Below are 12,661 nucleotides of genomic sequence, written 5' to 3'. Positions count from 1 at the left end.
TTAATATGAAAAAGACCCAATACAATAATTTAGTTTCATCTTACGCTAGAGTGCTATTTCATGTCTCAGGAAGCAGGTTAGGTATTATAAGGAAAGAAGTAGAATTTTTGTTGGCTTTTTTTAAGGATCAACGTGATGTTTTTGTGTACCTATCTCATCCTATGATTTCTTTTGCACACAAAAAAGAAGTGATGCTTTCTATAAATGAGCACTTGAGTGAGAATTTAGTAAAATTTATTATGGTTATATTTGCAAATAAACGCTCTAGTTTATTGATCCTTATATTAGAAAAATTCTTAAGTCTTGCAAGAGAAAATGAAAATGAATTCGAAATTACTATAAAGTCAGCAGAAACTTTAAAGGAATCTGATATAAAAATAATTACTGAATCTTTGAGCTTTCTTGGTAAAATAATAAAAGTAAGCAATGTGGTTGACCCTTCTATACTAGGTGGCTTCGTAGTTAGGTATGGTTTTAATTTGATCGATGCTTCGCTAAAAAGTTACTTGGATAGGTTAGTTGACTTAAGTAAAATGGAAATATTAAAAGTAAGGAATTTTGTATGAAGAACAGTATGAATGTTTCTGAGATAGCAAGTATAATAAGAGAAAAGGTTGAGACGTTTGATAATCCTATAAAGCGGGAAAATATAGGTGAAGTAATTTCAGTAACAGATGGTATCGCATTGGTTTATGGGCTGGAAAAAGCAAAATTCGGTGAAAAGGTATTTTTTGCAAGTGGTGTAGAAGGAATAGTTCTCGATTTAGATCATAATACGGCTGGAATAGTTGTGCTTGGTAATGACCGTGATGTGAAAGAAGGGGACGTTGTAAAATGTAGTGGTGATGTTGTGCAGGTGCCTGTAGGGCATGAATTGTTAGGGAGAGTTGTAAATGCGTTGGGCCATCCTATGGACGACGGTGGGGAAATTAGAGCCAAAAACAGAATGGATATAGAATCTAAAGCGCCAGGCATTATTGATCGTAAGTCTGTGCATGAGCCACTGCAAACAGGAATTAAAATTATAGATTTGCTAATTCCAATAGGTAGAGGGCAGCGTGAATTAATTATTGGTGATAGACAAATTGGTAAAACTACTATTGCGCTTGATACTATTATCAATCAGAAGAAGATTAACGATGAGGTAAACGAAAATCAAAAAGTTTACTGTGTTTATGTTGCTATTGGGCAAAAAATTTCAACAGTAGCAAAAGTGGTAAATAAGCTGAAAGAAAGCGGAGCATTAGAGTATACAACTGTAGTTGTGGCTAGTGCATCTGACTGCGCGCCTATGCAATTTTTAGCACCTTATGCTGGTTGCACTATTGGGGAATTTTTCCGTGACAATGGAATGCATTGTTTGATTATATATGATGATTTATCTAAGCATGCTGTGGCATATAGGCAGATGTCTTTATTGCTCAGACGTCCTCCTGGTCGTGAAGCTTACCCTGGAGATATATTCTATGTACATTCTCGCTTGCTTGAAAGAGCTGCTAAAATGTCTGATAAAAAAGGGCAGGGTTCTTTAACTGCTTTGCCAATTGTCGAAACTCAAGCTGGTGATGTATCTGCATATGTGCCAACAAATGTTATTTCAATTACCGATGGGCAGATCTTTCTTGAGTCTGAATTATTTTATAAAGGATTTCGACCTGCAGTAAATATAGGTTTGTCAGTTTCACGGGTTGGTTCTGCTGCACAACTAAAGTCTGTGAAGAAAGTTGCTGGTTCTATAAAGCTAAGCTTAGCTCAGTATAGAGAATTAGAAGATTTTGCAAAATTTGGTTCTGATCTTGATGCTAGTGTTCAATTATCCTTGAATAAGGGTAAATATCTTGTCGAGTTATTAAAGCAAAAACAACATTTACCTATGTCAATAGAAGAGCAAGTAGTGCTGATGTATATTTTTTCTAACCTATATAATCAGTTAAGTAAAATACAAATAAGTTACATTAATAAATTTGAACATGATCTTATTAATTATTTTCATACTGTACACCCTGGGGTTTTAAAAAAGTTGTCAAATGACATGAGTGATGATATAAAAGGTGATATTTTTAACATTGTGAGTAATTTCGTTACTCAATTTAATTGCGTTTAGGTGGTGATTATGGCTTCATCCATTATTAATAAATTTCCTATGACGAGGGAAGGTTTTGAGAATATGCAAGCCGAACTTGAAAAATTAAAGGAAGAAAAACCTTCTGTGATACAGGCTATTTCTGATGCTCGTGATCAAGGTGATTTGTCTGAAAACGCAGAGTATCATGCAGCACGGGAAAGGTTAGGTTTTATTGAAGGCCGTATAATGGAGATAGAAAGTAAGCTCTCACATGCGGAAGTAATAGAAGTAAAAAATTTGTCTGGTGATTCAGTAATGTTTGGTGCAACTGTGACATTAAGCATGTTAAGTGATAATAACGGTGAAGTGGAATATGTTTATAAGGTTGTAGGCGAATATGAAGCTGATGTTTCAAAGCAGTTAATATCTACTAGTTCACCACTTGGGAGTGCCTTAATCGGCAAAAAAGTCGGTGAATATGTGGAAGTGACAGTGCCAAATGGAGAGAAATTGTATAAAATAGTTAAGATTGAATTTAAGTAAATTATTATGGTACAGGCCACTTATGCTTCAATGAGTCTACCAGGTATTTCTTCTGTGGAAGATGTATTAGAGGATGCTCGTTCCGGTAAATTATTCATTTTAGTTGATGATGAAAATAGAGAAAATGAAGGCGATTTGATTGTCTTAGCTGAGAAAATAAAGCCGGAACATATGGCTTTTATGGTTAGGTACGGTACAGGGGTTGTTTGCTTAGCAATGACTAAATTTCACATGAAAAGGTTGGGCCTTAATTTCATGGAAAAGAAAAATATTGGTGAAAATCATACCGCATTTACTACATCAATTGATGCACGTTATGGCATTACAACCGGTGTTTCAGCAGAGGATAGAACGAAAACTATACATGCTGCTATCAACAAGGATGGTACTCAGGATGACATCATAACTCCAGGTCATGTTTTTCCTGTAATTGCACATAAAGGTGGGGTGGCACAACGTGCTGGTCATACTGAAGCGAGTGTTGAAATGGCGAAGTTAGTAGGGTTTGATCATTCAGCAGTTATTTGTGAATTAGTGAATGATGATGGCTCTATGATGCGCTTACCTCAGTTACTTAAATTTGCTGAACAACATAAAATTAAGTTAACTACCATCGACAAACTTATCATTTACGTTAAAAATTTAAACTAGCGTTTATAAATTTGTATAATTTAAGTGTTAAAATATAGAATTTCTATAAATTATACAAGCACAGAATTTTCATGTTTAGAGTTGCTAAGTTTTTGACCTTATTGTTCTTTTTTGCATATTGTAATAATGCTTACTCTATTAACATTATTAGAGATAGTGAAGTGGAAGAAATAGTGAAAGAGCTAGCGCAACCTTTATTTTCTGCTGCGGATATTGATCATGAGCAAATAAAAGTTTTTATAATTAATGACAATTCGATTAATGCTTTTGTAATTAACAATAACAGTATTTTCATTCATTTAGGACTTTTACAATATTCGGCTAAACCTTATGTCCTGCTTGGTATATTAGCACATGAGATTGCTCACATATCTGCTGGTCATATATTGCAAATGAGTAGTGCTATGGGTTATTTTCAATCGATAGCAATGATTAGTTATATGGTAGGATTAGTTTCTAGTATTATCATTAACCCTCAGGTTGCTGGTGCAATTTTGCTTAGTGGTGTAGCGTTTAGTTCAAGGCTATTTTTTAACTATTCTCAAGAGCAAGAAAGTGTAGCAGATAGCTATGCTTTAAGGTATCTTGATGAATCTGGCTATGATAATTCAGGTATGAAAGAGATTTTTGATTATTTTAAAAGTATTGAGCATGAGAACACCGAGGAATATTTCCGCACTCACCCACTTAGTGAGAAACGTATATTTGCTGTACAAAATTATAAGGTTAAAAACAACGTAAAACCAATTTTTGCGGATAAGTTACTAAAGTTTGAGCGTGTGGTTGCCAAGCTAGACTCTTTCTTTGCTCCTATTCATGTGTTATCTAATAAATATGAAAATAATTCTGAGTATGTAAATGCTATAGTTTGCTATAGGCAAGGAAAGATAGAAGAGGCTATTGCTAAAGTTAATTCATTGATTCAAGAGTCACGCAATGACCCATACCTATATGAATTAAAAGCAGAAATGCTATACAAGGCCGGAAATTTAAGTGAAGCAATAAAAATGTATGAGGAATCGCTTAGGTATTTATCTGAGAAAAACAGTTATTTAGTGAAACTTGCATTATCTCATACTTTATTATTACACGGTGATGCAAAAAAGGCGATTTTTTACCTGGAGCAGATTTTGAATGTAGAACCAGATAACGCTTTTGTCTGGAAGTATTTAAGCATTGCATATAAATGTGAAGCTGATACGGCAATGCATTATTTTGCCTTGACAAAAAAGGCTTGTATTGAAGGTGATTTAAAGCAATTTACAAAATATGCTGAGCTAGCTGTTAAAACTTTACCAAAAGATAGCCCTTATTTGTTGCAAGTTGAAGATATGAAGCGGTTTAATGGATAACAAAAAAGCATTTCTGCACTTTTTGGATTATTTTTGTCCACACTTTTCCAACATAGTTTTTGCTTCATCGCTTACGTTGGGCATAATTTTCGTTATGATAGTTTTAGCGCCAAAAAATACACCACAGAACATGCCAAGAGCAAAGAGGGCTGGCCACGGCATCCTGCCAAATATTGCAAGCAAAGCTGCACCAATTATTACTACCGTCATAAGTGGACCGCCTATCCCCCAAACATAACCAATAATATTGCATATTACTTTAGTTGTGTCATCCATATCAGGGTCAGCTGCATAACCTGAGAAAGAGAAAAGCAATACTACGCAAAAAACACTAAAAAATTCCATTATAGAGCTCATTTTTTTGCCTCTAAGTAATAAATTAACCTAAACCTACACATTTTTTATTTTAAAGTAAAAATTATAATTTGTCCATACATAAGTGTTGCTACATAAATAACCCACCATTAATATTGAGCACATGCCCTGTTATATATTTTGCTTCATCACTTGCTAAAAACAAGACCCCTGCTGCTATTTCTTCCCCTGTTCCCATTCTTTTCATTGGAATATTATCTAATATTTTTCCCTTTTGTCCTTCATTTAAAACTTCAGTCATTTTAGTATCTATAAACCCAGGAGCAATACAATTTACTGTTATATTACGACTTGCAACTTCTTTTGCTATGGATTTGCTCATAGCTATTATTCCAGCTTTAGACGCCGCATAATTTGCTTGCCCGGCGTTTCCTGTCAGCCCTATTATTGAGGAAATATTTATAATTCTTCCCCAATTATTCTTAATTAGTTTTCTGCATGCTTCTCTACTCAGCTTAAATGTAGAGCTCAAGTTAATATCAATTACTTTTTGCCATGCTTCATCTGTCATTCTCAATAATAAACTGTCTCGCGTAATACCCGCATTGCATACGAGCCCGTCAAAGCCTTCCATCAGCTCACTTGCTCTATTTATTAGTTGATTTACTTCCTCAGCATTTGATAAATCACAAGGGAGTACATGCATGTTTTTTTCATATTGTTTAGCAACTTCTTCGAGCACTTCTTTTTTTGTGCCAGAAATACATAAAGTTGCTCCGGCTTTGTGCATAATTTTTACAATTGCTTGCCCTATTCCGCCTGATGCGCCAGTAATCAGGAACTTTCTGCTTTCCAATTTAAGCATAATAACTTTATATTGTCTTAGTTCCTAACAGAATATTGACTAGTTGGCAATAGATTTCTTACATAATATAAGTAACTCAGATATTCACAAAATAAAGAAAAAGTTATAATAAAGTTAAACGTCAAAAAATTTTAAAAACATAGTTGATGCAGGAATTGTTACTAAATAGTTTATTCTGGTGCTCTACAGTCTAAATGGAATGCTTAAATTATAGATTCTTTGTTTTTGTGTGTTATCTTGAGTTAACACAAATTCACAGTAGTATTATGATAAGTAAGTTAAAAAAGCTTAGCACTGGATTTTCTTTGACAGGCTTGGTTGGCCATGGTGATAATATAAATATGCAAGGAGCAAAAAATAAAAAGAAGAAGTACCCAAAATTTTTGGATAAGACGTTTGCATTGATTGATGCAGTGATAAATTTTATTTTAAAACGCGAAAGTAATAACGTAAATGAAGTCCTGAAAGTAACATGGGGACCACTATTTTTTGGTCTGGTAGTAATACTCATCTTTTTTGGGATAGGTGGTATTTGGTCGGCTATAGCTCCAATTGACGGTGCGGTGCATGCAAGTGGAGAAGTTATTGTATCTTCAAATAGAAAAATAGTTCAACACTTGGGCGGAGGAATAATAAGCAAAATTTTAGTAAAAGAGGGTCAAGCAGTTAAAAAAGATGAGCCTCTAGTTTTGTTGAGTGATGTTAACGAGAAGGCGAATTTAAGTATCATCAAAGAGAAGCTCTTATCATTTTTAGCAACAGAAGCAAGGCTTCTTGCAATCAGAGTAGATTTGGACACGCTCGAGTTTCCTGATGAGGTTAAAAAATTATCTCACGATGAACTTGTAAATAAAGCGATAAAGAATCAAGTAAAGTTGTTCAACTCTCAGAGAAAGAGCATATTGGGAAAAACAGACATACTGCAACAACGTATAAAGCAGTTAAATGATGAATTAGCGGGGCTAAACTTTCAACTAAATGCAGCTCATAAGCAATATGACTTGATAACTGAGGAGTTGGAAACAAAAAGACAATTACTTGATAGTGGCCATATAAGCAAACCACACATTTTAGCTTTAGAAAAGCAGTTTGCTGAAATTGAAGGCAGAGTTGGACATTACCGTTCTGCAATATCTCAAGTGCAGCAAAAAATTGGAGAGAACGAATTAGAAATTATAAACGTGAGAAATGATTCTCAAGAAAGAGCAAACGCTGAACTTAAGGAAGTTAGTACGTCTATTGCAGACTTGAAAGAGAGACTGATGGTTGCTGAAGATTCATTAGCACGTACAATAATTAAATCGCCTCAAGATGGGATAGTCACAGATATAAGATACCATACTGAAGGTGGTGTTATACAATCTGGAGTTCCGATCATGAGCGTAGTGCCATCGGATGATGACCTAATAATAGATGCTAAAATTCAGACCAGAAACATAGAAGAGATACTGTCAGCACAAAAGAAAGATAGCAACATAGTCTCTATTGATGGGCTAGAAGGGCTAAAGGTTAAAGTTCGTTTAAGTGCTTACAGTGCACGTCGTTTAAGTTTAATTAATGGTATAGTAAGCAATATTTCTCCCGATGCCCTTGATGATCCAAGGCTAGGGCGTTATTATTCAGTACGTGTAGTGATACCAAAACCAGAGCTTGCTCAGTTTAAAAACGTATACCTATACCCTGGTATGCCAGCAGAAGTGTACATAGTTACTCAATCTCGTACTCTTTTATCATTCTTGTTTACGCCTATAATTGCAACAGTCGATAGGTCTTTTATAGAAAGGTAGCTCACTCGTTAAAGTAGTAGTGAAAGTGCCGTAATAAAATTTAGGTACATAATTAGACAATAGGCTTCTTGACCTTACCCAGAAAAAGTGGAGAGAAAGAAAGGAGTTTTTTCGGGTAAAATAAAATTTTTGAGGATTAGAAATGGCAAGAGAATATACGGCAGAATTCAAATTGGAAGCTGTCAAGCTGGCAAATGAACAAAGAAAGGCAGGTCAAACAATTACAAAAATAGCAAAGGATTTAGGAATAAAGGGTGGTTTATTAGGAAAATGGATAAAGAAACACAACGAAAAAAAGTCGGCAGCAGATGCATTTCCAGGTAGAGGTAACATGGCTCCTTACGAAAAATGAGAAACAAACACGCAATAACATTAGAGCATTTACGAATGGGAGCGCTGAAGGGAATTATTCTTGATGCTGACGGGTCAGAATTACTAAATCTGTATAACGAATTTGAAATAACACCAAAAGTAGTAAATTTTGCCCTTGGAACAGCAACAACAGATGTAAAACGTAAGTGTCTGGAAGTACTCCGGCATATAGAAGATAATCTAAGTGGTGAATATATGACGGGAATTCATGCACTGGTAAGCCCTGAGTTTTTTGATGCATTAACTTCCCATAGTAAGGTGAAAGAGGCATATGAGAGATGGCAAGAAGGAGCAGCGCTAAGGAACGACATGAGATCAGGATTTACATTTTGCGGAATAACATTTGAGGAATATAGAGGGCAAGCAACTGATCCTGAGGGAAATGTAAGAAGGTTTATAGAAAGAGAAAGTGGAAACTGTTTTCCAGTAGGAACAGCGAGCACATTTACAACATATTTTGCACCAGCAGATTTTAATGAAACAGTGAATACTCTTGGACAGCCACTCTATGCAAAACAAGAGCCAAGAAGATTTGATAGAGGAACTGATTTACATACGCAGTCGAATCCATTGCCAATGTGCCATCGTCCGGGAGTTTTGGTAAAAATTAGTTCTAGTTGATGAATATAGGAAAATTATTGGAAGCCCAGAACAGATAAAATCTGTAAAACCAAAAAGAAACTCCCTCTTTACTTTATGTTCTTTGGGTATAGTGTTATGAAGAAGCGCTTCTGCAGCTATAACCGAAACAATCAATGGTGCTATAAATGCCCGTTTGAAAGCATGGTTTTGGGGGAAATGGTAAAACCATTGATGGAGTTCTTTTTGGGCTACCTCGTTTAGAAGATTGTATAACCTAACCGTCCCAAGCTGAAGTGCTTCTTATCATAATAATATAGGAGGGATTTTATATGGCAGAAGCAAAAAGTAAATTAAAAACAATAAACCTTGATGCAGCAGGGATTGATATTGGCTCGACTGTACATTATGTATGTGTACCTGAAGGAAGAGATGAACAACGTATCCAAAAATTTGGGTGCTTTACAGTAGATCTACACAACTTAGCAAAGTGGTTAAAAAAGTGTCAGGTTAGAACTGTAGCCATGGAGTCAACTGGAGTATATTGGATTCCCTTATTTCAAATATTAGAATCACATAAATTTGAAGTAAAATTAGTAAATGCGCGACATGTCAAAAATGTGCCTGGTAGAAAGTCTGATGTTCAAGATTGTCAATGGCTGCAACAATTGCACAGCTATGGACTGCTTCAAGGATCATTTAGACCGGATAATCAAATGTGTGTACTGCGTAGTTACGTTAGACAACGTGCTAATCTAATTGAAAATGCAGCTAAACATACTCAACGTATGCAAAAAGCGCTAATTCAAATGAATATTCAATTACACAAGGTTATTAGTCATATTACTGGGATAACTGGTATGAAAATCATTGAAGCTATAATTGAAGGCGAAAGAGATCCTGAGAAATTGGCTAAATTCAGGGATGCACGAATAAAAAATGATCAGTCTACTATAGCAAAAGCGTTAGCTGGTGATTATAGAGAGGAACACTTGTTTGTGCTAAAACAAGAATATGCAGCATATACTTTTTTTCAAGAGCAAATAACGGGATGTGATAAAAGTATAGAAAATTACTATAAAACATTTGAAACAAAGTCGAATGAGAACAGGGCATTGAATAAGACACGAAAGAGAAAACAGAAGAATAGTCCAGATTTTGCCGTAGATGAAGATTTATATCGAATAACGGGGATGGATTTTACTAGAGTTCCAGGACTTGATGTATTAAGTATACAGGCTGTCATTTCAGAAACAGGTATAAATCACAATAAATGGAGGACAGAAAAGCATTTTTCTTCCTGGCTCGGATTAAGTCCTGCTAATAAAATTACAGGAGGGAAAATTATTGGAACAAGAACTCGTAAAGTTGTTAATCGTGCTGCAACTGCCTTGCGACTTGCTGCTCATTGTGTATCAAGAAGCAACACTGCACTTGGTGCATACTGCAGGAGGTTAAAGAAGCGACTAGGGATACCAAAAGCGATCACTGCTACAGCAAGGAAATTAGCATGTATTTTTTATAATATGCTAAAATATGGACAAGAATATGTAGAAAAAGGAATGAACTATTATGAAACACTCTACAAAGAGAGAGTAGTCAAAAATTTGACTAAAAAAGCAAAGGAATTTGGTTATATACTAATGAAAGAGGAGCCGATAGATGAAGAAGGTTCTTAGGAGTTTCTTAGAAGACTTCTTAATAAAGCACGTACATTGATAAAAGCAAATATAGCGAACACTCAGGCTATAGTAATTAAGTCACTCAGCTCTCTACTGAGAGGATGGGGAAATTATAGCATTTCTCATAATAGTCCGAATAGGTCATAGGAAGGCAGAATCAACAGCACGACGAAAGGATTCGAATAGAGGAATGTTTTTCCTGGCTCTGTTTTTTATAGCAAACCAATGATGCTCAATTTTGTTAAAATCTGGAGAATAAGGCGGCAGATACAAAATTTCTGCACCGACTCCTTTAGCGAGCTTGATAAGCTTATCAGACTTATGAAAAGTAGCATTATCAAGAATGACAGTTTGTCCAGGTTCTAAGATCGGTGCCAAAAATTGCTCAAACCATCCATTAAAAATATCCATATTACAGTGGCCTTCAAATGTTAATGGAGCAACTATCTTTCTTCTACTTAAGGCTGCAACCATGCTGATTCGTTGAGTTTTTTTTCCAGATTTTAGGGCATAAAATCGCTGTCCTTTCTGGCAATACCCATATGGATAGTCCTCCGTGTTATCAATCCCAGACTCATCTATATACACTAAGTTTTCTGGTTCTTTTGTTGCTATAATTTTTAAGAATTCAGCACGTTTTTCTTCGTTCCTTTCCTTGTATCCATATGTCTTTTTTTGCGCGTAAATCCAATTTTTCTGAGAGCTCGGTGGATCGTTTGGATACTAACGTTGCCCCAAAGTTTAGCCATTTCCGACAGAGTTTTTCTACCGTGTTTTTTAGCAAATTCGATAAACTTATTCCAGTCGATAATTTTCTGATTGTAACCTCCATTACCGAGTTTTTTTGACTGAAAGTCGCCTGTTTCTTTTTTTCTTTGCTGCCACTCCCACAAAGTATAGCTCTTTTTACAATAATCCGAACAGACCGTAATATGCTACTGGCCTGCTATAGCCATAAACACATATCTTATCGCATTCGGACTATTATAAGAAAGGCTATAGTTCGTCCAATTTTAAATCTTGCTGCCACTGCTTCTCTGCTTTCCCCTTCGTCTAGTGCTTCCATTGCTTTTTTTCTTAAATCATAACTATATGCTGCCGGCATCCAACCTCCTTATCGCCATCTATCCTTAATCTTATCATATCCGGACTTCTGTGGAAAGAGCTATACTATCACCATGTGTGTGCTAAAAAAGCGTTTAGAAAGATCGACAATGAAATTTGGCATAGTTTATGGAAATGGGCAAAGAAAAGACATCCTCGTAAAGGATTACGTTGGATAAAGAATCGTTACTTCAAAGTAATGGGTCAACGCCAATGGGTTTTTGCTGCACCCCTATGCAAGAACAAACCAAAAGAGATACGGTATTTAAGACTGCTTAAGCTGATTGATATACCTATCAGACGACATGTTAAAATCAGAGCGGATGCAAATCCCCTTGACTTAAAATGGAAAAAGTATTTTGATGAGAGAGTGAAACGAACAAGAATGTTAGCAAGCTCTTTCTCAAGAGAAGGTTCTCTACTGTTGGTGTCACCATTAAGAATGATGTTTCCTGAGGAATCATGAAGGACAAGCCGGTTCTAGAAAAGAAGAACTTAGATAAGGGGCTCAAGCGTAGTGTTGGGAAACCTGCATGCTGCGTTTCTAAGGGAGGGGGTAGTAGTAATACTGCTTCCTTACCTGACCAGCTCACTCGTGATAAAGGCTTTGAAAAACGCGCACAACTTTATGCTGCTAAGGCTTACTCAAGACAAGCTGATAAATCTGGTAAATACGTTGATTTAAAGAAGATTTTCTTTATCGCGATTTCAAATTGTACCTTATTCCCTGATAAGCTTGACTATATATCTAGCCATACCATAAGAGATGAAAAAACCAATGAGCATGACTTAAAAGATTTTCAATTTATCTTCATAGAGCTGCCAAAATTTCCTAAGAGTAGAGAAGAACAACTAGAAAGTGTAGTAGACCGTTGGCTATTTTTTTTCAAATATGCAGATGAAACAACGGACGAAGATCTCAGAAAAATTGCGGAAAAATCACCAATAATAAAGCTAGCATATGATGAATTAGATAAGTTTCACTGGAATGAAAAAGATCTAGTAGCTTATGAAGAAAGAATAATGGATCTGCGCAAAGAAGAAGCCATTCTTGAATACAGACTTGATCTTGCTAAAGAGGAAGGTAGAAAAGAGAGGGAAATTGAAGTCGCAAAGAATCTACTTAAAGCAGGTGTTTCTTTTAATATTATAGCTCAAACTACTGGTCTTTCTATGAGTGAGATCAAAGAATTGCAGAATTAAGTGTGAATGGTTACGAAAAATATAAGTTTTTGCGATAAACGACATAGTGATGTATTTGTTGTTCAGCATGTCAGTGGAATATTTTCTGGTATCTGTTCAGATGCATGGCTAATGCTGAAACAAAAATTCCAGTGCTCCTTTTT

Annotated in this window: 12 protein-coding genes and 3 pseudogenes; 11 read left to right on the top strand and 4 right to left on the bottom strand. The window is 35.6% G+C overall.

The annotated features are described in order from the left end of the window. Window positions 1–5 precede the first annotated feature (5 nt). The 5 genes from atpH (at window position 6) to AAGD90_RS05140 (ending at window position 4,611) form a co-directional block, all read left to right on the top strand. Window positions 6–566 (top strand): ATP synthase F1 subunit delta, encoded by a 561-nt coding sequence (gene atpH, locus AAGD90_RS05160; protein WP_010962742.1) that lies wholly within the window; start codon window positions 6–8, stop codon window positions 564–566. Beyond that, on the top strand, window positions 563–2,104 hold the full coding sequence (atpA, locus tag AAGD90_RS05155; protein ID WP_182320407.1) for a F0F1 ATP synthase subunit alpha: 1,542 nt from the start codon (window positions 563–565) through the stop codon (window positions 2,102–2,104). Before atpH ends, atpA begins: the two co-directional genes overlap by 4 nt. A gap of 9 nt (window positions 2,105–2,113) precedes the next feature. Further along, window positions 2,114–2,608, top strand: a complete 495-nt coding sequence (greA, locus tag AAGD90_RS05150; RefSeq protein WP_007549342.1) for a transcription elongation factor GreA — start codon at window positions 2,114–2,116, stop codon at window positions 2,606–2,608. Window positions 2,609–2,614: 6 nt separating this feature from the next. Further along, on the top strand, window positions 2,615–3,259 hold the full coding sequence (gene ribB / locus AAGD90_RS05145) for a 3,4-dihydroxy-2-butanone-4-phosphate synthase (RefSeq protein WP_341821763.1): 645 nt from the start codon (window positions 2,615–2,617) through the stop codon (window positions 3,257–3,259). Between the two features lie 71 nt (window positions 3,260–3,330). Next, complete coding sequence (locus AAGD90_RS05140; protein ID WP_341821762.1) at window positions 3,331–4,611, top strand: M48 family metalloprotease; 1,281 nt, start codon at window positions 3,331–3,333, stop codon at window positions 4,609–4,611. Window positions 4,612–4,638: 27 nt separating this feature from the next. Here AAGD90_RS05140 and AAGD90_RS05135 read toward each other — a convergent pair whose 3' ends face one another. Both AAGD90_RS05135 and fabG read right to left on the bottom strand, forming a co-directional pair. Further along, a complete protein-coding gene (locus AAGD90_RS05135; RefSeq protein ID WP_155968336.1) occupies window positions 4,639–4,968 on the bottom strand; it encodes a TrbC/VirB2 family protein in 330 nt (109 codons plus the stop codon). 88 nt (window positions 4,969–5,056) lie between these two features. Beyond that, entirely contained in the window at window positions 5,057–5,791 is a 735-nt protein-coding gene (gene fabG / locus AAGD90_RS05130; RefSeq protein WP_015589136.1) for a 3-oxoacyl-[acyl-carrier-protein] reductase, read from the bottom strand. Between the two features lie 266 nt (window positions 5,792–6,057). Here fabG and AAGD90_RS05125 point away from each other — a divergent pair, with 266 nt between their 5' ends. The 4 genes and pseudogenes from AAGD90_RS05125 to AAGD90_RS05110 all read left to right on the top strand — a co-directional run bounded on the left by AAGD90_RS05125 (window position 6,058) and on the right by AAGD90_RS05110 (window position 10,208). After that, the gene (locus tag AAGD90_RS05125; RefSeq protein ID WP_341821760.1) at window positions 6,058–7,578 is read left to right on the top strand and encodes an HlyD family type I secretion periplasmic adaptor subunit; all 1,521 of its coding nucleotides are present in this window, start codon (window positions 6,058–6,060) and stop codon (window positions 7,576–7,578) included. A gap of 142 nt (window positions 7,579–7,720) precedes the next feature. Next, window positions 7,721–7,930: a transposase gene (locus tag AAGD90_RS05120; protein WP_341821759.1), complete on the top strand. Its 210-nt coding sequence runs from the start codon at window positions 7,721–7,723 to the stop codon at window positions 7,928–7,930. Then, a pseudogene (locus AAGD90_RS05115) lies at window positions 7,918–8,571 on the top strand (major capsid protein); the annotation flags it as partial. The gene AAGD90_RS05120 and the pseudogene AAGD90_RS05115, both read left to right, overlap by 13 nt. Window positions 8,572–8,861: 290 nt before the next feature. Beyond that, window positions 8,862–10,208, top strand: coding sequence for an IS110 family transposase (locus AAGD90_RS05110; RefSeq protein ID WP_341821667.1), 1,347 nt, complete (start codon window positions 8,862–8,864; stop codon window positions 10,206–10,208). Window positions 10,209–10,352: 144 nt separating this feature from the next. Here AAGD90_RS05110 and AAGD90_RS05105 read toward each other — a convergent pair. Beyond that, window positions 10,353–11,107, bottom strand: a pseudogene (locus AAGD90_RS05105) (IS630 family transposase); the annotation flags it as partial. Between the two features lie 104 nt (window positions 11,108–11,211). Beyond that, window positions 11,212–11,316: pseudogene (locus tag AAGD90_RS05100) on the bottom strand (IS630 family transposase); the annotation flags it as partial. A gap of 75 nt (window positions 11,317–11,391) precedes the next feature. On the opposite strand from AAGD90_RS05100, the gene AAGD90_RS05095 reads away from it, so the two are divergent. Then, entirely contained in the window at window positions 11,392–11,781 is a 390-nt protein-coding gene (locus AAGD90_RS05095) for a group II intron maturase-specific domain-containing protein (RefSeq protein ID WP_341821758.1), read from the top strand. Then, complete coding sequence (locus tag AAGD90_RS05090) at window positions 11,778–12,518, top strand: Rpn family recombination-promoting nuclease/putative transposase (RefSeq protein ID WP_341809995.1); 741 nt, start codon at window positions 11,778–11,780, stop codon at window positions 12,516–12,518. Before AAGD90_RS05095 ends, AAGD90_RS05090 begins: the two co-directional genes overlap by 4 nt. The last annotated feature ends 143 nt before the right edge of the window (window positions 12,519–12,661 follow it).

Source organism: Wolbachia endosymbiont (group A) of Ischnus inquisitorius, from assembly GCF_964026985.1.
GTDB classification, from domain to species: domain Bacteria; phylum Pseudomonadota; class Alphaproteobacteria; order Rickettsiales; family Anaplasmataceae; genus Wolbachia; species Wolbachia pipientis.
This window is presented reverse-complemented; position numbering and strand designations above follow the sequence as displayed.

Coding starts and splice junctions, on each gene's coding strand:
- AAGD90_RS05135 (WP_155968336.1), bottom strand. CDS start 4,968: ATGAGCTCTATAATGGAATTTTTTAGTGTTTTTTGCGTAGTATTGCTT.
- AAGD90_RS05140 (WP_341821762.1), top strand. CDS start 3,331: ATGTTTAGAGTTGCTAAGTTTTTGACCTTATTGTTCTTTTTTGCATAT.
- AAGD90_RS05125 (WP_341821760.1), top strand. CDS start 6,058: ATGATAAGTAAGTTAAAAAAGCTTAGCACTGGATTTTCTTTGACAGGC.
- AAGD90_RS05120 (WP_341821759.1), top strand. CDS start 7,721: ATGGCAAGAGAATATACGGCAGAATTCAAATTGGAAGCTGTCAAGCTG.
- AAGD90_RS05090 (WP_341809995.1), top strand. CDS start 11,778: ATGAAGGACAAGCCGGTTCTAGAAAAGAAGAACTTAGATAAGGGGCTC.
- greA (WP_007549342.1), top strand. CDS start 2,114: ATGGCTTCATCCATTATTAATAAATTTCCTATGACGAGGGAAGGTTTT.
- ribB (WP_341821763.1), top strand. CDS start 2,615: ATGGTACAGGCCACTTATGCTTCAATGAGTCTACCAGGTATTTCTTCT.
- atpH (WP_010962742.1), top strand. CDS start 6: ATGAAAAAGACCCAATACAATAATTTAGTTTCATCTTACGCTAGAGTG.
- AAGD90_RS05110 (WP_341821667.1), top strand. CDS start 8,862: ATGGCAGAAGCAAAAAGTAAATTAAAAACAATAAACCTTGATGCAGCA.
- atpA (WP_182320407.1), top strand. CDS start 563: ATGAAGAACAGTATGAATGTTTCTGAGATAGCAAGTATAATAAGAGAA.
- fabG (WP_015589136.1), bottom strand. CDS start 5,791: ATGCTTAAATTGGAAAGCAGAAAGTTCCTGATTACTGGCGCATCAGGC.